Below are 21792 nucleotides of genomic sequence, written 5' to 3' on the forward strand. Positions count from 1 at the left end.
AAGGTGGTAGCCGCCTCCGTGCGGTGCCGGCAGAGGAAAGGCCCAAGTGCATGACAGGCTCTAGATGACGCTGCACGACGTCACTCTCGACGACAAGTTCGATCTTGGCCGGGAACGCGTCTTCCTTTCCGGTGCGCAGGCCGTGGTGCGCATGCTCATCATGCAGCGCGAACGCGACCGGCGCGCAGGGCTGAACACGGCCGGCTTCGTTTCCGGTTATCGCGGGTCGCCGCTTGGCGGACTGGACCAGCAGCTCTGGCGGGCCAGGAAGCAGCTCTCCGCGGCGGATATCGTCTTCCAGCCCGGCCTGAACGAGGAACTCGCCGCCACCGCCTGCTGGGGCTCGCAGCAGGCCGAATTGCTGGGCGAGGGCAGGCACGACGGGGTTTTTTCCGTCTGGTACGGCAAGGGGCCGGGCGTCGATCGCTCCGGCGACGTGTTCCGCCATGCCAACCTCGCCGGCTCGTCCAAACATGGCGGCGTGCTTGCGCTGATGGGCGACGACCACATGGCCGAATCCTCGACCAATGCCCACGCCACCGAATTCGCCTTCGTCGACGCCATGATCCCGGTGCTGAACCCGGCCGGCGTGCAGGAACTAATCGACTACGGCCTGCTCGGCTTCGCCATGTCGCGCTTCACCGGCACCTGGACCGCAATCAAATGCGTGAAGGACAACATCGAATCCACCGCCTCGGTGGATGCCTCGCTTGATCGCGTGAAGACGGTCGTTCCGGAATTCGACATGCCGCGCGGCGGTCTCAACATCCGCAACGAGATCGACATGCTTGGCCAGGAAGTGCGCCTGCACGACCATAAGCGTGCCGCGCTCACCGCCTTCATCGGGGCGAACGGGCTGAATCGCGTCGTCTATTCCGGCGGACGCGATCCGAAACTCGGCATCGTCACGGTCGGCAAGAGCTATCTCGACGTGCGGCAGGCGCTGGAAGACATCGGCATAGACGAGGCGGCGGCCAACCGCATCGGCATCCGGCTGTTCAAGGTCGGCTGCCCCTGGCCGCTCGACTACCAGCACATCGCCGAATTCGCGCGCGGCCTCGAAACCGTGATCGTGGTCGAGGAAAAGCGCGCGCTGATCGAGGTGCAGATGCGCGAACACCTCTACGGCACCGCGCTCCAGCCCACCATCATCGGCAAGAAGGACGAGCGCGGCGGCCGCCTGTTCCCGTCCACGGGCGCGCTCGATCCCAACGATATCGCCATAGCGCTCGGCGATCGCATCCTCAGGGTGATCGGGCCGTCGGAGGAGATTTCGGCCCGTGTCTCCAGGCTGAAGCAGTTCCAGGCCATGCTGGCCGACACGAGGGATATCGGCTCGCGCCTGCCGTTCTTCTGCTCGGGCTGCCCGCACAATTCCTCGACCAGGGTGCCGGAAGGGTCCATCGCCGCCGCCGGCATCGGCTGCCATTTCATGGCGCTGTGGATGGACCGTTCGACCATCGGATTCACCCAGATGGGCGGCGAGGGCGCGCAATGGATCGGTCAGGCGCCGTTTTCCAGACGCGACCATATCTTCCAGAATCTCGGCGACGGCACCTACAACCACTCCGGCACGCTGGCGATCCGCTTCGCCGTCGCGAGCGGCGCCAACATCACCTACAAGATCCTCTATAACGACGCGGTCGCCATGACCGGCGGCCAGCCTCACGAAGGTGGCCTCACCGTGGACATGATCGCCGCGCAGGTGCGGGCGGAAGGCATCGAGCGCATCGCTGTCGTCACCGACGAGCCGGGCAAATATGCCGGCCGCATCACCTTTCCCTCAGGCACCACCGTTCACGACCGCCACGATCTCGACCGTGTGCAGCGCGAACTGCGCACGGTGAAGGGCGTGTCGGTGCTGCTCTACGACCAGACCTGCGCCGCCGAGAAGCGCCGCCGCCGCAAGCGCGGCGCCTTCCCCGATCCCGACAAGCGCGTCTTCGTCAACGAACTCGTCTGCGAGGGCTGCGGCGACTGCGGCGCAGCGTCCAGTTGCGTGTCGATCCAGCCGGTCGAAACGGAATTCGGGCGCAAGCGGCGCATCGACCAGTCGTCCTGCAACAAGGATTTCTCCTGCCTGGACGGCTTCTGCCCGTCCTTCGTGACAGTGCATGGCGGCCGGATCAGGAAGGGAACGGGCATCGCCGCGCAGGCCGATCCGCTGGCAGGGGTGCCGGAACCTGCACGGTTCCGGCTGGGCAGGGACGGCTGGGCCGCGATCATCGACGGGGTCGGCGGCACCGGGGTCGTCACCATCGGCGCCATCGTCGGCATGGCCGCACATCTGGAAGACAAGGGCTGCGGCATGATCGACATGGCCGGCCTCGCCCAGAAGGGAGGCTCGGTCTTCACGCATGTGCGCGTGACGGAGGCCCCGGAGGATATCCACGCCATTCGCGTCTCGGCCGGGAAGGCCGATCTGGTGCTGGGCTGCGATCTCGTCGTCTCCGGCGCCAAGAAGGTGCTGGCGTCGGTTCGCGAGGGACATACGCTGTTTCTTGCCAACACGTCCGAGGTGATGCCCGGCGAGTTCACCCGCCAGGCCGACTATTCGCTTCCCACGGAGCGGCTGAAGAAGGCCATACGCGAGGCCGCGGGCGACGGAAACGCGCATTTCTTCGACGCCACCCGCACGGCCACGGCCCTGTTCGGCAATTCCGTCGGCGCCAACATGTTCCTGTTGGGGGCCGCCTGCCAGTTCGGCGGACTGCCGGTTTCGGCCGAGGCGATCGAAAAAGCCATCGAACTCAACGGCCAGTCGGTCGCCATGAACGTATCCGCCTTCCGCTGGGGCCGCCGCGCCGCGCATCAGCCGGAATTCGTGGACGCGCTCGTTTCCGAAGCCGATCCTGCGGCCGCCGGAACCGCTCTAGCGCGGACGCTGGATGAGATCGTGGCGCGTCGCGTGGAATTCCTGGCGCATTACCAGAACGCTGCCTATGCCAGGCGATATGCGGACCGCATCTCGGCGCTGCGCTCCGCCGAGCAGAAGGCCGCGCCCGGCTCGACCGTCGTGACCGAGGCCGCGGCGCGCAACCTGTTCAAGCTGATGGCGATCAAGGACGAATACGAGGTCGCGCGGCTCTATACGGACGGGGCGTTCGCCCGCGATCTCGCCCGCCAGTTCGAAAGTTACGAGCGGCTTGAGTTCCACCTGGCCCCGCCGATGCTCGGCCGCCGCGATGCTGACGGCAAGCCGAGGAAATCGAGCTTCGGACCCTGGATGATGAAGGGCTTCCGCCTGCTGGCGGCCTTGAAGGGGCTGCGCGGCACCGTCTTCGATCCGTTCGGCTATCATGCAGAGCGCAGGCGCGACCGGCAGTTGCTGGCGCAGTATGAGGGCGATCTCGACCTTCTACAGGCGTCGCTGGCGCCGGGTCGCCTCGATGCGGCAGCTGCGCTGGCCTCGGTTCCGGCTCTGGTGCGCGGCTACGGCCATGTCCGGCTGGCGTCGATGCAGAAGGCGTCGGCCGAGCGGTCCCGGCTGCTGGAGCGCCTGAACCGCGCCTTCGCAGAGCCCAGGCTCCAGGCCGCCGAGTAGCGAAACGACTTGTTTACCTGGACTCGAATTTTCGATTTTGCGCAGATTCTCATAGAGCCACAAACCCGCGGAAAACCGCCGTTCTAAGCCTTTCTTAAAGCCTGCCATGCCATGAAGGGCGGTTCGCGCGGCACCGCAGGCATGCAAAACAACAAGACCGAGGACATTGCTGAGGACGTCTACGCAGGGTTCGTGCGATCGCTTTTCAACGATCCCGGCATCCTGCTGATCGGCGCGTTGTGCCACGGCCTCATTGGTTTCCTGGTCTATTTCGCATCGCGCGAGCCTATCTACCTTGCCCTGGCTGTGGCGATGCTGGCTGCCGGCCTCTATCGCTACTACGGCATTCGGAAGGGGCAGCGTATCGGCTCCTTCGACAACGCCGACGCGGCGAAGAGATGGGAGCGCTACTATCTCATAGGCGGAACCGTGCAGGCCTTCTTCATGGGCCTGTTCTGCTTTGTCAGCATTTATTTCAAGCCGAACGTCTTCGGGGAAAGCGCCGCGATCGCGGTCATCATGGGTTCCACGGTGACGATCGTTGGCCGTAACTACGGTTCCAAAAGGATGGTCGCTGTGCAGGCCTTGGCCGCCGTGCTGCCCATCGCCGTTGGCCTGATGCTGAAGGGAGATATCAACAACTTCATTCTCGGCCTCTACATCGTGCCGTTCATCTTCGTCATCACGCGGATGGCAAGGCATGTCAGAACGGTGCTGTTCAATGCCATCACGGAGCGCAAGCTCTCTGCGGAACTGGCCCAGCGTTTCAATCGCGCGCTGAACACCATGTCCCACGGCCTGGTGATGCTGGATCCGCATGGCAAGGTGGTCGTCGCCAACGCGGAAGCCGCCAACCTGATGCTGGTGCAGTCCCCAGATGCGCTGCTCGGACGTTCGGTGCATTCGCTGCTCCGGCGCGGTGTCGCGGGGGGCATGCTGGCCTATAAGGATTGCCGGTACGTCGAGGCGCAGTTGACGCGCGCCCTGCGCGAGGGGCGGGACCGGAAGGTCTTGGTCTCCTTCAGCAATGGCCAGCACTACGAATTTTCAGCCCGCGAAGGCAGCCAGGAACTCGGCGTCATCACCTTCGAAGATGTCACCGCGCGCGTCGAAGCCGAGGAGAAGATCCGGTTCATGGCCCGTTACGACAGCCTGACTGGATTGATGAACCGCGCCTATTTCAACGAAATGGTCAGGGGATCGATGGCGGGCGGCAACAGGGAGCGCCTGTGCTCGCTGGCCGTCATCGACCTCGACGATTTCAAGAGCGTGAACGACACGCTCGGTCATCCGGTGGGCGACGGACTGATCTATGCCGTCGGCGAAAGACTGGCCGCTTTCTCGGCCGAAGGGGTTTATGTCAGCCGCTTCGGCGGGGACGAGTTCATGCTGTTCTTCGATCAGGTCGAGGACGAAAGCCACCTGGCCGGGGTGCTGGACAGTATATTCGCCAGCCTTCAGGGCGACGTGGACGTCGCCGGCCATATGCTGCGCATCCAGGCAAGCGGCGGTGCCGTGCTGGCGCGGGCGGACACCGGCGACGTGGACGACATGATCGTCAAGGCCGACCTTGCGCTCTACAAGTCCAAGGAACTGGGCAAGAACGGGTGGCGGCTGTTCGAAGCCTCCATGGACGCGGCCTTCCGCAACAAGCAGCTCATGAAGGCCGATCTGCGCAGCGCCGTCGAAGCGGGCGCTCTTCGCGTCGTCTACCAGCCGATCGTGTCGATGAAGACCATGCGGATCGCAAGCTGCGAGGCGCTTTGCCGCTGGGATCATCCCGAACTCGGACCGGTTTCGCCGGCGATCTTCATTCCGCTGGCGGAGGAAATGGGCATCATTTCCGATATCAGTTCGTTCGTCCTGCAGGCAGCCTGTGCCGAGTGCGTAAAATGGCCCGAGCAGATAACCGTTTCGATCAATCTCTCGGCGAAGGATTTCCGCTCGAGCGATGTGGTGCGCAAGGTGCGCGAGACCCTTGCATCAACCGGCTTGAAACCCGCGCGCCTGGAAATCGAAGTCACAGAGACGGCGCTGCTGGACGACAGGTCCCAGACGCGGGAACTGGTGGAGGAGATCCGCGCGCTGGGGGTTCGCATCGCTCTCGACGATTTCGGCACCGGTTATTCCAGCCTGAGCTACCTTCACAAGCTGCCGCTCGACAAGGTCAAGATCGACCGCAGCTTCCTGTGCGACGTTCCGCAGAATCCGCGCTCGCTCGACCTGCTCAGGGGCATCGTGGACCTCACCCGCACGCTTGGGCTGACCGTCACGGTCGAGGGCGTGGAAACCTTCGAGCAGCTCAAGGTCTTGTCGCAGCAACTGCATCCCGACCTGCTTCAAGGCTTCCTGTTCGGCTCTGCCCTCAGCGCGTCCGGCATAGAAACGATGTCAGCCGTAACCTGGCCCTTCACCGCGGATATGGCGTCTCTGGCCCAAAACGCCCGCGTCTAGCTTCCTTCGTCCTTGCCTTTGAGACCTCGCATCCGGGGTGCTTATCGCCTGCGGCGTTAACCGACAGTTAACCTTAATATTCGGTAAACGGAAACGGTCGCAGTTTTATCTTCGCCTTGATTAGCCCGTCGGATATCATTTTCACTGGCGGTGAGACGGGGACACATTATGGCAGGCTACAAGTTCCGGGGCCCCGCGGCCGTCGAAGGCAGCGGTCGCGGCGGACAATCCGTCTTTGTTCGCAATGTCATGGACTTGCTTGAACACGTCGAATATCGGCGTTGCGAAAGCGGCGAAGATTTAGAAGCGGTCTACCGGCTGCGTTACGAGGCCTTTCACACGCATGGCCTTCTCGACACTATCGTAGAACAGAAACTGGTCGATCGCCTCGACGAGGCGAGAAACTGCTATTGCTTCGGCGTGTTCATGGACGGAGAGTTGGTCAGCACCGTCAGGCTGCATCACTTGACCCTGGAAACGCCTGACGCACCGATCATGACGGTCTTCGGCGACAGGTTATGGCCACGCCTTGCCTCAGGCGAGACCTTCGTCGATCCAAGCCGCTTGGCCATCGATCCGCAATTGTCGTCCCGCTTTCGCGCGCTGCCCTATGTGACCCTTCGATTGGCAGTCATCGCCAACACCTATTTTGACGTCACAAGCTGCATTTCGATGATCCGCGAGGAGCATACGGCCTTCTATCATCGTGTGTTCGGATCCGAGCAGAACGGTGACCCCAGGCTCTATCCGCCTTTCACCATGCCCATCTATTTCTATGAATCGGTCTGCGCGGTGAACATGGCGCCGACGCTGGAGCGCTTCCCGTTCTTCCGTTCCACCGCGTTCGAACGCCGCATGCTGTTTGCCAAGGCGCCGCGCGGCGAGCTGGCGCCGCTGACCATCCTGCCGACGGCCAAGTATTTCTCCGACGCCGCCTGAGGTCCGACGTTCGCGGCAGGGAGCTTTATCGGCTCCCGGCCGTTATCGATGGCGCCGTGGAAGCGCGCATCGCTACGTCTTGCCGAAAGGAGCCTCCGACATGACGATCCCTCCATTCGCCCTCACGCCACTGATCTCGCTGATTGCGGGTGTGCTCATCCTGATCATGCCGCGCCTGTTGAACTACATCATCGCCATCTACCTCATCATCGCCGGCTTGCTCGGCCTGTTTCCCCACCTTGCCGGCTGAGCGATCCGCTCCAGCGGATTTCGCATCGAAATCAACTGGACGAGTGGCACTATGCGGCAACAGTGTTGTTGCCCTTGCCGCGGCTTTTCGGTATGTGCCCTGAGGATGTTTTCGGAGGGGTATTCCCATGGCTGATCATACGCCGGCAGGTCCGGCCGAACTGGGCGCTGATATGGACTATGCCGAGCATGAGGGCACCTATCGCGCCTTTCTCTCGCTCGCCAAATATGGAACGCTTGTCTGCGTCGCCCTGATGATCGCCATGGCGTTCGGCTTTTTCGTCGGCGGCTTCTTCTCGGCCACCATACTGTTCCTGGTCATCTGCGCGGTCGTCGGCTACCTGATCCGCGATCTGCCCGCGCATATCACCTGACGCTTTTCAGCAGACCAGCGATAGTTTTCCGCCGCCGTGGAGGTTTCCGCGGCCGGTCGAGGTTCCAGCCGAAAGGATCGAGCGGTGGGACAGACGGTTTTCATTCCCCGTGAATTGGACCCGAACGAAGGCCGCGTGGCCGCCTCTCCGGATACGGTGAAGCGTCTGGCCGGTCTTGGTTTCGACGTGGTCGTGGAAGCGGGTGCGGGGCTTCTGTCGCGCATTCCCGATGACGAGTTCGCCAAGGCGGGCGCCGTGATCGGCAAGGTGGCCGATGCGGCGAAGGCCGACGTGGTGCTGAAGGTGCGCCGCCCGACCGAAGCTGAATTGAAGGGCTACAAGAAGGGGGCGGCCGTGCTGGCCACCATGGACCCTTATGGCAACGACGCTGCCGTCGCCGCGATGGCCCAAGCCGGCATCACCGCCTTCTCCATGGAATTCATGCCGCGCATCACCCGCGCGCAGGTGATGGACGTGCTGTCCTCGCAGGCCAATCTGGCCGGCTACCAGGCCGTCATCGACGCAGCCTCCGAATATGACCGTGCGCTGCCGATGATGATGACGGCGGCCGGCACGGTGCCGGCGGCCAAGGTCTTCGTCATGGGCGTCGGCGTCGCCGGCCTGCAGGCCATCGCCACCGCGCGCCGCCTCGGCGCGGTCGTCACCGCAACGGACGTGCGCCCGGCGGTGAAGGAGCAGGTGCAGTCGCTCGGCGCGAAATTCCTGGCCGTTGAGGACGAGGAGTTCAAGGCGGCCGAGACGGCCGGCGGCTACGCCAAGGAGATGTCGAAGGAATACCAGGCCAAGCAGGCAGCGCTTACGGCCGAGCACATCGCCAAGCAGGACATCGTCATCACCACGGCGCTCATTCCAGGCCGCCCGGCGCCCAAGCTGGTGTCGGCGGCGATGGTCGCCTCGATGAAGCCGGGTTCGGTGCTGGTCGACCTCGCCGTCGAGCGCGGCGGCAATGTCGAGGGCGCGGAGGCCGGCAAGGTGGTGACCACGGCCAACGGCGTGAAGATCGTCGGCCACCTCAACATGCCCGGCCGCATCGCCGCCTCGGCGTCGCTGCTCTATGCCAAGAACCTGTTCGCCTTCCTCGAGACGATGATCGACAAGGCCTCGAAAAGCCTCGCCATCAACCGTGACGACGAGCTGGTCAAGGCGACCATGCTCACCGACGCCGGCAAGGTCGTGCATCCCGCTTTCGCCAAGGCCGCCGAAGAGCAGCCGAAGGGGCAACATGTCGAGCCGGCGGCAATCCCCGCCAAGACCATGGTCGCGGATGCCGGCTCCGGCAAAAAGCCGGCGGCGCCGAAGAATGCCGCCGCTCCGAAAAGGACGGCAGCGAAGAAGTCCACCAAGAATGAGGGGACTGCCTGATGGACGCATTGCAGAAAGCTCTCGACCAACTGGATGCGGCGAGCGCCGCCGTGCGCCTGGCCGTGCAGGACCTCGCCAACAGCTCGGGCGCCGCGGAAGCGGCCGGCGGTGCCGCGCACGCGCTTTCGGGCGGGGCCATCGATCCGTTCGTGTTCCGCTTCGCCATCTTCGTGCTGGCGATCTTCGTCGGCTACTATGTCGTGTGGTCGGTGACGCCGGCGCTGCACACGCCGCTCATGGCGGTCACCAACGCCATCTCATCGGTCATCGTGGTGGGCGCGCTGCTGGCGGTGGGCGTCTCGGCGGCAGGCGCCGCGACGGGCTTCGGTTTCATCGCCCTGGTGCTGGTCTCGGTCAACATCTTCGGCGGCTTCCTCGTCACCCAGCGCATGCTGGCCATGTACAAGAAGAAGGAAAAGTGACGTGAGCGCCAATCTCGCTTCCTTCCTCTATCTCGTCTCCGGCATCCTGTTCATCCTGGCGCTGCGCGGCCTGTCGCATCCGACCACCAGCCGGCAGGGTAACCTCTACGGCATGATCGGCATGGCGATCGCCATCGTCACCACGCTGGCCTTGGCGCTGCCCTCGGCAGGCGGGTTCGGCCTGATCGTGCTGGGCCTGGCCGTCGGCGGCGGCGTCGGCGCCTACATCGCGCGCCGCATCGCCATGACCTCCATGCCGCAGCTCGTCGCCGCCTTCCACTCGCTGGTCGGCCTCGCGGCGGTCATGGTGGCGGCAGCCGCCATCTATGCGCCGGCCTCCTTCGGCATCGGCCTGCCCGGCGAGATCCACGGCCAGGCGCTTGTCGAGATGAGCCTTGGCGTCGCCATCGGCGCCATCACCTTCACCGGCTCGGTCATCGCCTTCCTCAAGCTCGACGGCCGCATGTCCGGCAAGCCGATCATGATCGGCGGCCGCCATCTCATCAACGTCGCGCTCGGCATCGCCCTGGTCGTGTTGATCGTGCTGCTGGTGACGACCGAATCGAAGCTGGTCTTCTGGCTGATCGTCCTGCTCTCGCTGCTGCTCGGCGTGCTGCTCATCATCCCGATCGGCGGCGCCGACATGCCGGTCGTCATCTCCATGCTCAACTCCTATTCGGGCTGGGCGGCGGCGGCGCTGGGCTTCACGCTCGGCAATCTGGCGCTGATCATTACCGGCGCGCTGGTCGGCTCGTCGGGCGCGATCCTGTCCTACATCATGTGCAAGGGCATGAACCGCTCCTTCATCTCCGTCATCCTCGGCGGCTTCGGCGGCGAGACGGCGGGCGCCGGCGGCGACGACGGCATCGAGCGCACGGTCAAGCAGGGGTCGGCCGACGATGCCGCCTACCTGATGATGAACGCGCAGAAGGTCATCATCGTGCCGGGCTACGGCATGGCGGTCGCCCAGGCCCAGCACGCGCTGCGCGAGATGGCCGACAAGCTGAAGGCCAACGGGGTCGAGGTGAAATACGCCATCCACCCGGTCGCCGGCCGCATGCCCGGCCACATGAACGTGCTGCTGGCGGAAGCCAACGTGCCATATGACGAGGTGTTCGAGCTGGAGGACATCAACTCCGAGTTCGCGCAGGCCGACGTCGCCTATGTCATCGGCGCCAACGACGTCACCAATCCGGCCGCGCGCGACGACAAGTCCTCGCCGATCTACGGCATGCCGATCCTGGACGTCGACAAGGCCCGCACCTGCCTGTTCGTCAAGCGCTCGCTCGGCTCCGGTTATGCCGGCATCGACAACACGCTGTTCTACAAGGACGGCACCATGATGCTGCTGGGCGACGCCAAGAAGATGACCGAGGAAATCGTCAAGGCGATGGACCATTGATCTGCGGCCACGCCGGTCGCTATGGTCGAAAGCCCGGTTCGCGCCGGGCTTTTTCTTTACGGCACTTTGCCGGTGGGCCGGTCCCTGCCTGCCGCGCGGCGGTTGCCAGGAAAACGGGCGCCCGTTAGTTATGAGACAAGCAGAGCCAAGGGAGAAATCCGTCATGAGCATCAACGTTTCGCCGACGGGACTGGCTCGCGATCTGATCGAGCGGCAAAAGAGCGGAAAGCCGGTACGGATCGGCCTGATCGGCTGCGGCGAGATGGGCACCGACATCGTCACCGCGGTCGCCCGCATGAGCGGTGTCGTGGTCGGCGCGGTGGCGGAGCGCAAGGTTCCGGCGGCGCTCAGGGCGGCCGAGATCGCTTACGGCGAGGGCGGCCACGCGCGTGAGGCTGAAACGGCCTCGGCCATGGCGGCCGCCATGGAAGCCGGCAAGATCGCCGTGACCTCCGATGCCCGAATGATCATCGCCAATGAGCAGATCGACGTGGTGGTCGATGCCACGGGCGTTCCGGCCGTGGGCGCCGAGATCGGCCTGCATGCCATGGAGCACGGCAAGCATCTGGTCATGATGAATGTCGAGGCCGACGTCACCATCGGCGCCTACCTGAAGGCCGAGGCCGAGCGGCTGGGCGTGGTGTATTCGCTCGGCGCAGGGGACGAGCCGTCGGCCTGCATGGAGCTGATCGAGTTCGTGTCGGCCATGGGCTACCCGGTCGTCGCCGCCGGCAAGGGCAAGAACAATCCGCTGAACGTCGACGCCACGCCGCCCGACTATGAGGAGGAGGCGCATCGCCGCAATATGAACGTGCGCATGCTGGTCGAGTTCGTCGACGGCTCCAAGACCATGGTGGAAATGGCTGCGATCGCCAATGCCACCGGCCTGGTTCCCGACAAGCCGGGCATGCATGGCCCCGCCGCGACGCTGGGCGAGCTTTCCCGGACGCTGGTACCGCAAAAGGACGGCGGCGTGCTGTCCAGGGTCGGCGTGGTGGACTATTCCATCGGCAAGGGCGTCGCGCCGGGCGTCTTCGTCATCGCCGACATGTCGCATCCGCGCGTCACCGAACGCATGGAGGACCTGAAGATGGGCCACGGCCCGTATTTCACCTTCCATCGGCCCTATCACCTCACCTCGCTGGAGGTGCCGCTGACCTGTGCCCGCGTCGTGCTTTACGGCAAGGCCGACATGGTGCCGCTGTCGAAGCCGGTCGCCGACGTCTGCGCCGTCGCCAAGAAGGACATGCGCCCGGGCGAGACGCTCGATGCCATCGGCGAATATTGCTACCGCGCCTGGATCATGGCGGCGCCGGACGCGCGCGCCGCGAGAGCCATTCCCTGCGGCCTGCTGCAAGGCGGCTCGGTGACGGCGCCGATCAGGAAGGGCGAGCTCATCACCTATGCCAATGCCGCCGTGGCGCCCGGTTCCCGGATCGCCGAACTAAGGGCGCGTCAGGACAGGCTTATCTACGGCGAGAGTGCATAGCCGGCCTGGCGGGCGAGGGCGGTCCGGGTCGGGTCCCGGGCGAGCGGCTTTGCCCGGATGCGACAAGCTTGGTCAAGTATTGTCGCCACCTTACGATTTGGGTTGTGAGCCCGATGCCTGCCGCTCGTAGTCGCGGAGGATGAACTCCAGGTAGAGGCTGCGTTGCAGGATCGACTGGTTGTCGTCTGAAATGAGCGAGACCATGGTCGCGCCGTCGCCGCGCCGCCAGACGTCCAGCCCCTCCATGTTGTCGATCTGGTAACCCAGGTCGGCCTGCATGAGCACCGGGCCGTCCGCCAGTCGCCCTTTTCCTATGCTGTCCCGGTCAAGGCGGCGCATCTGCATGCGCAGGCCGCCGAGGATAGAGAAGCTGCGTTCGAGGACGAGCAGGTCGCCATCCGGCAGGAACGCGCCGTCCGTGATGTCGAACTCGCCGGAACGCCTGACGGTGAAGACGCCTTTCCGCGGCCCGTCCAGCACGGCGGCGAACATGTTGCCTTCAGCATCGAGGCTCTTTTCCGAAACCACCACCGCCGAACCCTTCAGCGGGCCGTCGGCCGCAGCGTAGGCGACGGTCTCGAAGCCGCGGTTCTTGCGCAGTTCCCGCACCGGCACGAGGAAGTCGAGCAGCCGGAACGGCCCCTTCATGTCCGAGCGGTCGATGCGGAACTGGGCCACCCGGTGATCGCGCTCGAAGCCGACGGTGGCGACGTCGCCTTTCACCGCGAGGGCCTCGGCATCGGCCTCCCATTTCCGATCGATCGGCCGGCCCATCTTGTCGACCATCTGCTGCATACTGAAATCGGCGATCCCGGCCGGGCGACCCTCGGCGTCGCGGAGGATGGCGCCGAAGAACCAGAAGCCGGTGTCCGCCACGCCGATGAATTCACTGCCGGGTTTCAGGAAACGAAAGGCCGAGAGACCGCCGAAATCCCGCGCCGCGGCGGTCATCTCCAGCCCGCCGACGAATTCCAGCGGCCCGAACCGCGCCTCGTCATGGCCGATGCGGAATTGCGTGATGGGTCGCGACGAGACGGCGAAGTGCTGGACCGGCGCGACTTCGGAAGCAATCGCGGGACAGCACAGCCCAAGAACCAGGGCGGCCGAGGCGAGCGCGTGCCGGAGCCCGGCGCGCAGCCTCATCCGGCGCGCCGCAGGCCACCGCCGCGGCGCATTTCGCGCGGCGTCTCCTCGCCGAACAGCGAGGCGAGCTGCTCGGTCATGGCGCCCGCCAGTTCCTCGGCATCCACGATGGTCACGGCGCGGCGGTAGTAGCGCGTCACGTCATGGCCGATGCCGATGGCGAGCAGCTCGACCGGCGAACGCGTTTCGATCAGCTCGATCACCGCGCGCAGATGGCGCTCCAGATAATTGCCCGGATTGACCGAAAGCGTGGAATCGTCCACCGGCGCGCCGTCCGAGATCATCATCAGGATCTTGCGCTGCTCGGGCCGGGCCAGCAGCCGGTTGTGCGCCCAAAGCAGGGCCTCGCCGTCGATGTTCTCCTTGAGCAGGCCCTCGCGCATCATCAGTCCGAGATTGCGGCGGGCCCGGCGCCACGGCGCGTCGGCAGACTTGTAGACGATGTGGCGCAGATCGTTCAGCCGGCCGGGGTTCGGCGGCTTGCCGTCCTTCAGCCACTTTTCGCGCGCCTGCCCGCCCTTCCAGGCGCGGGTGGTGAAACCGAGGATCTCCACCGAAACGCCGCAGCGTTCCAGCGTGCGCGCCAGAATGTCCGCGCAGGTGGCCGCCACCGTGATCGGCCGGCCGCGCATGGAGCCGGAATTGTCGAGCACCAGCGACACCACCGTGTCGCGGAACTTGGTGTCGCGTTCCTGCTTGAACGACAGCGGTTGCATCGGGTCGATCACCACGCGCACCAGGCGGGCCGGGTCGAGATAGCCTTCCTCGAGGTCGAAGTCCCAGGAGCGGTTCTGCTGCGCCATCAGGCGGCGTTGCAGGCGATTGGCCAGCCGCCCGACCACGCCCGAAAGATTGGCGAGCTGCTTGTCGAGGAACGCGCGCAGCCGGTCCAGTTCCTCCTCGTCGCAAAGCTCGTCCGCGCCGACCGTCTCGTCGAAGCTCGTGGTGTAGACCTTGTAGTCGACCTCCCTGGCCAGGTTGGCGAAGGGGTTGTCGTTGCGCTTGGCCTCGCCGGGCGTCTCCGCGTCGGCGTCTTCCTCGTCGGAAAGGTCCTCGGAAGTGGTGTCTGCGGCTTCCGCCTCCGACAGTTCCTCCTGGTCGCCGCTCTCGTCGGCTTCCTCGGCCTGCGCCTGCTCGGAACCGCTATCGTCCTCGCCGCCTTCCTCGTTCTGGTCTTCGCCCTGCGGCTGGTTCTCTTCGTCCTCGGACTCTTCGGTTTCCTGGTCGTCGCCCAGTTCCTCGGCCATCTCCATGGACGCCAGCATCTCGCGCACCACGCGCGCGAATGCGTTCTGGTCGTTCAGGTTCTGGGCCAGGTGGTCGAGACCCTCGCCGGCCTTGTCCTCGATGAACGGCCGCCACAACTCCACCAGCTTCTCGCCGCTCCTGGGCGCGGGCCGTCCGGTCAGCCTCTCGCGCACGACCAGCGCCAGCGCCTCCTCCAGTGGGGCGTCCTCGCGGTCGCGCACGTCGGCCAGATTGGCGCGGGCGTATTTGTCCTCCAGCATGGAGCCGATGTTCTCGGCGATGCCGGCCATGGCGCGCGAGCCGATCGCTTCCACGCGCGCCTGTTCCACGGCGTCGAACACGGCACGCGCCTGCTTGCCCTCGGGCGCCAGGCGGGTGTGGATGCGGTTGTCGTGGCAGGCGCGCCGCAGCGCCATCGAATCGCCGATGCCGCGCGTGATGGCGATGTCGGCCTTGGAGGCCTTCTTGGGCAGTTCCGGCAGGCGGGCGCGGCTGCCGGCCAGCGCCGGCTTGTCCTTGGCGAAGCCGACCTCCAGCTCCTTGTCGCCGGAAATGGCGCGCATGCACACGGTGACGGCGCGCTTGAAGCCATCGGCCTCCGAGCCTGTCTTGGGTCTGTTTCGCGTGTTGTCGCCGGGGCCTGCCATGATGCCTGCCGATTACCGGGAGCGGCCGTCCACCTGATGCGGCTGGAGCGCATCGAGGTCGACCCCGTCAAGGCAGCGCACGTTCACCGCGACCATCTTCGTGCCGTCGGGCATCGCGCCGCGCGCGAAGGATTCCATGCCGCAGTCCGAGCAGAACAGGTGCTGGATGGTCCTGGAATTGAAGCGATATTCGCTCAGATCGTCGGCCCCGTGTTCCAGCGTGAAGTTCTGCGCTGGCGTGAAGGCAAGGATGCTGCCGCGCTTGACGCAGTAGGAGCAATTGCAGGTGATGGGACTGGCAAGGTCGATTTCGACGTTGAAGCGGACCTTCCCGCAGTGGCAGCCGCCCTGATAGTTCACGGTCTTCTCCCGCTCAGCCCAGCACGACGTTGGCCGCGCTCTCGGGCAGGTCCTCGCCGAAGGCGCGCTGATAGAACTCGGCCACCACCGGGCGCTCCAGTTCGTCGCACTTGTTGAGGAAGGTCAGCCGGAAGGCGATGCCGACATTGTTGAAGATCTCGGCGTTCTCCGCCCAGGTGATGACCGTGCGCGGGCTCATGACCGTGGACAGGTCGCCGTTGATGAAGGCCTGCCGGGTCATGTCGGCCACGCGCACCATCTTGTTGACGATCTCTTTGCCCTTGGCGTCGCGATAGTGCTTGGCCTTGGCCAGAACGATGTTCACCTCGTTGTCGTGCGGCAGGTAGTTCAGCGTGGTCACGATCGACCAGCGGTCCATCTGCGCCTGGTTGATCTGCTGCGTGCCGTGATAGAGGCCGGTCGTGTCGCCGAGGCCGACCGTGTTGGCGGTGGCGAACAGGCGGAAGGCCGGATGCGGGCGGATGACGCGGCTCTGGTCGAGCAGGGTCAGGCGGCCGGACGATTCCAGCACGCGCTGGATGACGAACATCACGTCCGGGCGGCCGGCATCATATTCGTCGAAGCACAGCGCGACATTGTGCTGGTAGGCCCAGGGCAGGATGCCGTCGCGGAACTCGGTGACCTGCTTGCCCTCCTTGAGCACGATCGCGTCCTTGCCGACGAGGTCGATGCGGCTGACATGGCTGTCGAGGTTGACGCGCACGCAAGGCCAGTTGAGGCGGGCGGCGACCTGCTCGATATGGGTCGACTTGCCGGTGCCATGGTAGCCCGACACCATCACGCGGCGGTTGTAGGCGAAGCCGGCCAGGATCGCCATCGTGGTCTGCGGATCGAACAGATAATCCGGATCGACGTCCGGCACATGCTCTGTGGCCACGGAATAGGCCGGCACGACCATCTTGGAATCGAAGCCGAAAATGTCCTTAACCGACACCGTCGTGTCGGGCAGATTGGCGATATCGCGTTCGACCTTGTTCATTGCGTCTCAACGTCTCCAGGGCGAGGATGGGCTTCGCCGGCAATCGAATTTGTCCGGGGCGGTATTAAGACCTTTTCCAGCCGGATGAAAGTTGGAAAACGCCGAAGCCCGCGCTGGCTCAACACAAACCGGCCTGTTTGAGCACGCGATAGGCCTGCAGCACGTCGCGGAACCGGTCCTCGGACCCCCGGTCGCCGCCATTCGCGTCGGGATGGTGGCGCTTCACCAGTTCCTTATAGCGCGCCTTGATGTCCTTGCCAGTCGCCCTGGCGTCGAGGCCAAGCGTTTCCAGCGCCTTGGCCTCAAGCGGCCTGGCCTTGCGCTCGCGCGGGGCCGCATGGCTCTCGCCGAACAGATTGAAGGGATCGCCGATATTGCGATAGTAGCCGGCCCTGCCGGAGCGGTGCTGCGCAAAATCGGGCGCCGAACGCGTTCCCGCGCTCGCGCCCATCTTCCAGGTGGGGCGATGCCCGGTCAGCGCCTCCTTCTGGAAGCGGGCGATGTCGCTGTCCGCCAGGCCCGAGAAGTAGTTGAAACCCTTGTTATATTCGCGCACATGGTCGAAGCAGAAGCGGAAATATTCGCCTTCCTTCATCCTGCCGACCGGTGCGCGGTGCGTGCCCGGCTCCTTGCACCCGTCCCATTGGCACAGCGGCGCGTGCGACTTCACCTCCGCGTCCCGGTCCTGGCGCACGCGGATTTTGTCGAAATATTTCGGGTACGGCTTCATCGTACCGATCTATGATCCCTTCGCTGTTGCGAAACAAGAATTGACATTTGCGATGATGGCCCTAACCGCTGAATCGCGGTTTGAGAAGGGCGCAAGGCGCCCCGTCTGCTGCCAGGGGCAATGTGGTGAAGGAGAGCGGCGATGTCCATACAGGCCACGATCGAAAAGAAGCTGAGGGATGCGTTTTCGCCGGAGCGGCTGTCGGTCGTGAACGAAAGCCATCTGCATGCGGGTCACCATCACCATGACTCGGACCACCATTCGACGTTCGACGGCGCGGGCGAGACGCATTTCCGCGTCCGCATCGTCTCGCCGGCCTTCGCCGGCATGGGCCGCGTGGAGCGCCACCGCGCCGTCAACGCGCTGCTGGCCGAAGAGCTGAAGGCGGGCGTGCACGCGCTCGCCATCGAACCGGCCGCGCCGGGCGAGCCCACGCGCTGGTAGCGGCCGCCTATCCGCGTTCGACCAGGAACCGGCGGCCGCCGCGCACCGCCTGCGTTTCGACCGGCACATGCCCGTCCTGCGCCAGGAACGCGGTATTATCGATCGCGGCGAGCGGATCGGCCATCTCCAGCCACAGGCGGCTGCCGGTCGGCATACCCTGCCGTTTGCGCGCCTTGCGCACGGGCAGGGGGCAGTCCAGGCCCTTGAGGTCGTAGATGCCCGCAGGACCGGGCAAACGGCGGCCTTAGCCGCCGAACATGCCGAGCAGGCGCTTCTTCAGCTTCGAGACGGCTCCGTCCGGTTCGCCGCTGGCGGTCTGGGTGGCGTTCTCGGGCGCGGCGGCATCGGCCGGCGCCGGGGCAGCCGCCATATCCTGCGCGGCAGGGTGCTTGGCGGCTTCCTTTGCCGCCAGCTTCTGGGCCTTTTCGGCCTCCTTCGCGGCCTTGGCCGCCGCGATGGCCGCGGCCTTCTCTTCCTCGGCCTTCTTCTTGGCCGCCTTCTCCGCGTCCAGAGCGGCCATCTTGCGGCCGGCGGGAGAGTCGATGCGGCCCATGCGCTGGGTCTCGCTGATCGTGCCGTCGGCGTTCAGCGACGGCGGTTCGATCGGCACCCGCTCGCCGCGGGCACGCCGCTTCGACCAGTCGGCGACGATGTTGGCCTCCTTGAGGCCCGCGATCGTCGGCTTGGCCGGCACGCTCATCTTGCTCGCGCTCGCGAATGCCGAATCGTAGCTCTTCTGATAGGAAGAATAGGCGACCTTCAGCGAATCCGGCTGCGTCGAGGCGGGGCAGGCGCCGGTCGGATTGAAGGTTTCGCCGTTGGCCGGGATCTGGTTGAAGACATAGCGCTTCTCGCACACGTCGACCTTCGGCGGCACCTTGGTGATCTCGAAATTGTCGTAGCCCACCTTCAGCATCTTCCAGAACTCGTAGTTCGGGTCGTTGCGGTAGCGCGCCATGTTGGCCGCGGTCATGCGGAAGGGGAAGGCCTGGATCTGGAACTCGGTCTGGCCGCCCTGGAACGCGTCGCGGCCGAACGCGTAGATCTCCTCGATCTGCGGATCGGTCATCGAATAGCAGCCCGACGAGGAGCAGGCGCCGTGCACCATCAGGTTGGCGCCGGTGCGGCCGTTGGCGCGGTCATAGGCGTTGGGGAATCCGATGTTGAACGACAGGTGGTAGTTCGACTTCGGATTCATCTGCGAAGGCCGCACGGTATAGAACCCTTCCGGCGCCTGGCGGTCGCCTTCGGTGTATTTCGGCCCGAGCTTGCCCGACCATTTGCAGATCGGATAGGTGGCGACGATGTCGTAGCGGCCGTTGGTCTTCTGCTTCCAGATTTCCAGCACGCCCTCTTCCTTGAAGATGCGCGCCATGACCGGCGAGTTGCGGTTCATGCTCTTGGCCCGCATCGAGGCCAGGATCTTCTCGGGCAATTGCTTGTTGGCGTATTGCGGCGCGAAGTCCTCCACCGAGGAGTTGGTGCAGCCGGAAATGCCAAGGGCGGCGATCACGAATCCGGTACGGGCAAGTTTGGCGAACATGATTGCAGCAATCGTCTCATTTCTCGCGCCACAGCCACGCGTTGCCGCAGGCGCAATGCCGAATAAGGGAGACCGTAGGCTCGTTAACCTTGAAAAATTCTTACCGCAAGTGATTTGCCCGTCATCCCCGAAGCCGTGATAGAGCCGAAACCGGCGGCTTTTTTGTGGCGAAAATGGGATCGGGCCCGCCGGACCGGCGGTTTCGCGTCAGAGATTGCGGCCCATGGCCAGATATTTCTCGCGGCGCTGCTCGCGGAAATCGACGTTGGAGACCGCGAAATCCTTCATCGTCTTCGACAACAGGTCGCCGGTCGCCGCGATCACCGCCTCCGGTCCGCGATGTGCGCCGCCGAGCGGTTCGGGGATGATGGCGTCGATGATCTTCAATTCCAGCAGGTCCTGGGCGGTGATCTTCATGCTGGTGGCCGCGTCCTTGGAGCGCGTGGTGTCGCGCCACAGGATGGAGGCCGCGCCCTCGGGCGAGATCACCGAATAGATCGCATGTTCCAGCATGTAGACGCGGTTGGCGGTCGCGATGGCGATCGCCCCGCCCGAGCCGCCCTCGCCGATGACGACGGAGATGGAGGGCACCTTGATCGACAGTCCCGCCGAGGTCGAGCGCGCGATGGCCTCGGCCTGTCCGCGCTCCTCGGCCTCGACGCCGGGGAAAGCGCCCGCGGTGTCGACCAGGGTGATGAGCGGAATCCGGAAGCGGTCCGCAAGCTCCATGATGCGTACCGCCTTGCGGTAGCCTTCAGGTCGCACCGAGCCGAAATTGTGCTTGAGGCGGCTGGCCGTGTCCGAACCCTTTTCCTGGCCGATCACCGCCACCGATTCGCCGTTGAAGCGGGCGAAGCCGCCGACGATGGCCTGGTCCTCGCCAAACGCGCGGTCGCCGGCCAGCGGCGTGAAGTCCTTGAACAGGCCCTTGATGTAGTCGAGGCAATGCGGCCGGTCCGGATGGCGCGCCACCTGCACCTTCTGCCAAGGGGTGAGCGCCTTGTAGGCGTCGCGCAGCGCGTCGCGGGAGCGTTTCTCCAGTCGCGCGATCTCGTCGGCAACGTCCACCGCTTCGCCGTTCTCGGCCAGCTTCTTCAGCTCGAGGATCTTGCCTTCGAGATCGGCGACGGGTTTTTCGAAGTCGAGATAATTGTACATGCGTGAGCGGACCAATGCGCCGTGGAACGATGATTGAAAAGGAACCTGAACAGGGTCCGGGCAATGAAACGTCGCCCTCACATAGCGGCAAGGGACCTAGTCGGCAAGCGGATGGTGGTCGTTGACCAGCCGCACCAGCCGCTCCTCCAGCACGTGGGTATATATCTGCGTGGTCGAGATGTCGGCATGGCCGAGAAGCTGCTGCACGGCGCGCAGGTCCGCCCCGTTCTGCAAAAGATGGCTTGCGAAGGCATGGCGAAGCACGTGCGGCGAGATCTTGGAGGACGCGATGTCGGCGCGCGCGGCAAGCCCCTTGAGGTCGCGGGCGAAGACCTGCCGTGAAAGATGCCCGCTGTCCGACAAGGCCGGAAACAGGAACGGGCCGTCCGCCAGCGCCGAAACCTTGGCACGCGCGTCGAGCCAGCCCTTCATCGCCGTTCGCGCCTTGGCCGAAAGCGGCACCATGCGTTCCTTGCCGCCCTTGCCGCGCACCATGAAGAAGCGGTCGTCGCGCTGGGCCACGGCGACAGGCAGGCCGACAAGTTCCGACACCCGCAGGCCGGTCGCATAAAGCACCTCGACCAGCGCATGCAGCCTGAGCGCGGCCAGCGCATCGCCGTTGCCGAGCGCCGGGTCGGCCGCTTCCAGGGCGGCACGGTCGAGCAGGCGGCCGGTTTCTGCCTCGCTCATGGTCTTGGGCAGCGGCCGCCCCTTCTTGGGGCTGTCCAGCGTGCCGGTCGGATCGTCGCCGCGCAGCCCCTCGGCGTAGAGGAACTTGAAGAACTGCCGCATCGCCGAAAGCTTCCGCGCCTGCGAGGTCGGCGCGAAGCCGCGCGCGGCGATGCCGTCGAGATAGGTGCGGATGTCGGAGGCCGAGGCCGTTGCAAGCCCGCCCTTGATCTCTCCCGAGGCGTCTTCCAGATCGCGGCGATAGCTGGCCAGCGTGTTTTCGGCGGCGCCGCGTTCGGCGCTCATCATCTCCAGGAAGGCTTCGATGCGGGCGGCGCTGCTCATTTCTTCGGTACGAGCTTGTCGGCGGGGATGCGCACCGACAGCTCCGCCTGCTTCGGCTGCACGAACATGACCAGCGCGAACATGGCGCCGTAGGCTATGCCGGCGAGGATCGCCAGCGTCACGACGAAGCGGAACAGTGTCGGCATGGGGTCTTCGATGCGTCCTGTCGAAGCGTTGCGGAAATCCGTGCCGTTATGGGACGGCGGACAAGGCTTTTCAAGCGGAGCCATGAAGCCGGCGGCAAGCAGC

General features: G+C 65.1%; 20 protein-coding genes. 10 read left to right on the forward strand and 10 right to left on the reverse strand.

Annotated features, from left to right (window positions below):
- Positions 1-64: 64 nt before the first annotated feature.
- The 9 genes from QU595_RS02975 to QU595_RS03015 all read left to right on the forward strand — a co-directional run bounded on the left by QU595_RS02975 (position 65) and on the right by QU595_RS03015 (position 12256).
- A complete protein-coding gene (locus tag QU595_RS02975; RefSeq protein WP_315919042.1) occupies positions 65-3544 on the forward strand; it encodes an indolepyruvate ferredoxin oxidoreductase family protein in 3480 nt (1159 codons plus the stop codon).
- A 141-nt stretch (positions 3545-3685) separates the two neighbouring features.
- The gene (locus QU595_RS02980; RefSeq protein ID WP_315919044.1) at positions 3686-5998 is read left to right on the forward strand and encodes a putative bifunctional diguanylate cyclase/phosphodiesterase; all 2313 of its coding nucleotides are present in this window, start codon (positions 3686-3688) and stop codon (positions 5996-5998) included.
- A gap of 168 nt (positions 5999-6166) precedes the next feature.
- Positions 6167-6937, forward strand: coding sequence for an N-acyl amino acid synthase FeeM domain-containing protein (locus QU595_RS02985; protein ID WP_315919046.1), 771 nt, complete (start codon positions 6167-6169; stop codon positions 6935-6937).
- A gap of 100 nt (positions 6938-7037) precedes the next feature.
- On the forward strand, positions 7038-7187 hold the full coding sequence (locus QU595_RS02990; RefSeq protein WP_315919048.1) for a DUF3096 domain-containing protein: 150 nt from the start codon (positions 7038-7040) through the stop codon (positions 7185-7187).
- Positions 7188-7314: 127 nt separating this feature from the next.
- Positions 7315-7560: an aa3-type cytochrome c oxidase subunit IV gene (locus tag QU595_RS02995; protein WP_315919050.1), complete on the forward strand. Its 246-nt coding sequence runs from the start codon at positions 7315-7317 to the stop codon at positions 7558-7560.
- A gap of 84 nt (positions 7561-7644) precedes the next feature.
- Positions 7645-8943, forward strand: a complete 1299-nt coding sequence (locus QU595_RS03000; protein ID WP_315919051.1) for a Re/Si-specific NAD(P)(+) transhydrogenase subunit alpha — start codon at positions 7645-7647, stop codon at positions 8941-8943.
- Complete coding sequence (locus QU595_RS03005) at positions 8943-9365, forward strand: NAD(P) transhydrogenase subunit alpha (protein ID WP_315919052.1); 423 nt, start codon at positions 8943-8945, stop codon at positions 9363-9365. The genes QU595_RS03000 and QU595_RS03005 overlap by 1 nt, the downstream gene beginning before the upstream one ends.
- Before the next feature lies 1 nt (position 9366).
- Positions 9367-10767, forward strand: a complete 1401-nt coding sequence (locus tag QU595_RS03010) for an NAD(P)(+) transhydrogenase (Re/Si-specific) subunit beta (protein ID WP_315919054.1) — start codon at positions 9367-9369, stop codon at positions 10765-10767.
- A 163-nt stretch (positions 10768-10930) separates the two neighbouring features.
- Positions 10931-12256: an NAD(P)H-dependent oxidoreductase gene (locus tag QU595_RS03015; protein ID WP_315919056.1), complete on the forward strand. Its 1326-nt coding sequence runs from the start codon at positions 10931-10933 to the stop codon at positions 12254-12256.
- A gap of 90 nt (positions 12257-12346) precedes the next feature.
- Here QU595_RS03015 and QU595_RS03020 read toward each other — a convergent pair whose 3' ends face one another.
- From QU595_RS03020 to QU595_RS03040, 5 genes are all read right to left on the reverse strand, one after another.
- Complete coding sequence (locus QU595_RS03020) at positions 12347-13399, reverse strand: esterase-like activity of phytase family protein (RefSeq protein ID WP_315919057.1); 1053 nt, start codon at positions 13397-13399, stop codon at positions 12347-12349.
- Positions 13396-15294, reverse strand: a complete 1899-nt coding sequence (gene cobT / locus QU595_RS03025; protein ID WP_315919059.1) for a cobaltochelatase subunit CobT — start codon at positions 15292-15294, stop codon at positions 13396-13398. Before cobT ends, QU595_RS03020 begins: the two co-directional genes overlap by 4 nt.
- 12 nt (positions 15295-15306) lie before the next feature.
- Positions 15307-15654, reverse strand: coding sequence for a GFA family protein (locus QU595_RS03030; RefSeq protein WP_315919060.1), 348 nt, complete (start codon positions 15652-15654; stop codon positions 15307-15309).
- Positions 15655-15667: 13 nt separating this feature from the next.
- Entirely contained in the window at positions 15668-16654 is a 987-nt protein-coding gene (cobS, locus tag QU595_RS03035) for a cobaltochelatase subunit CobS (RefSeq protein WP_315919062.1), read from the reverse strand.
- Positions 16655-16772: 118 nt separating this feature from the next.
- Positions 16773-17384: a J domain-containing protein gene (locus QU595_RS03040; protein ID WP_315919064.1), complete on the reverse strand. Its 612-nt coding sequence runs from the start codon at positions 17382-17384 to the stop codon at positions 16773-16775.
- A gap of 141 nt (positions 17385-17525) precedes the next feature.
- On the opposite strand from QU595_RS03040, the gene QU595_RS03045 reads away from it, so the two are divergent.
- Positions 17526-17828 (forward strand): BolA family transcriptional regulator, encoded by a 303-nt coding sequence (locus tag QU595_RS03045; RefSeq protein WP_315919065.1) that lies wholly within the window; start codon positions 17526-17528, stop codon positions 17826-17828.
- A gap of 7 nt (positions 17829-17835) precedes the next feature.
- On the opposite strand, the gene QU595_RS03050 is transcribed toward QU595_RS03045, so the two are convergent.
- From QU595_RS03050 to QU595_RS03070, 5 genes are all read right to left on the reverse strand, one after another.
- Positions 17836-18063 carry a hypothetical protein gene (locus QU595_RS03050; RefSeq protein ID WP_315919067.1) on the reverse strand — a complete coding sequence of 76 codons (228 nt, stop codon included), beginning with the start codon at positions 18061-18063 and terminating at the stop codon, positions 17836-17838.
- A 9-nt stretch (positions 18064-18072) separates the two neighbouring features.
- A complete protein-coding gene (locus QU595_RS03055; RefSeq protein WP_315919068.1) occupies positions 18073-19371 on the reverse strand; it encodes a murein L,D-transpeptidase family protein in 1299 nt (432 codons plus the stop codon).
- A 207-nt stretch (positions 19372-19578) separates the two neighbouring features.
- Positions 19579-20529 carry an acetyl-CoA carboxylase carboxyltransferase subunit alpha gene (locus QU595_RS03060; protein ID WP_315919070.1) on the reverse strand — a complete coding sequence of 317 codons (951 nt, stop codon included), beginning with the start codon at positions 20527-20529 and terminating at the stop codon, positions 19579-19581.
- Between the two features lie 96 nt (positions 20530-20625).
- A complete protein-coding gene (locus tag QU595_RS03065) occupies positions 20626-21543 on the reverse strand; it encodes a site-specific tyrosine recombinase XerD (RefSeq protein WP_315919071.1) in 918 nt (305 codons plus the stop codon).
- Positions 21540-21689: a histidine kinase gene (locus QU595_RS03070; RefSeq protein WP_315919073.1), complete on the reverse strand. Its 150-nt coding sequence runs from the start codon at positions 21687-21689 to the stop codon at positions 21540-21542. Before QU595_RS03070 ends, QU595_RS03065 begins: the two co-directional genes overlap by 4 nt.
- Positions 21690-21792 lie beyond the last annotated feature (103 nt).

Source organism: Mesorhizobium sp. SP-1A (assembly GCF_032460275.1).
In the GTDB taxonomy this organism is placed as follows: domain Bacteria; phylum Pseudomonadota; class Alphaproteobacteria; order Rhizobiales; family Rhizobiaceae; genus Mesorhizobium.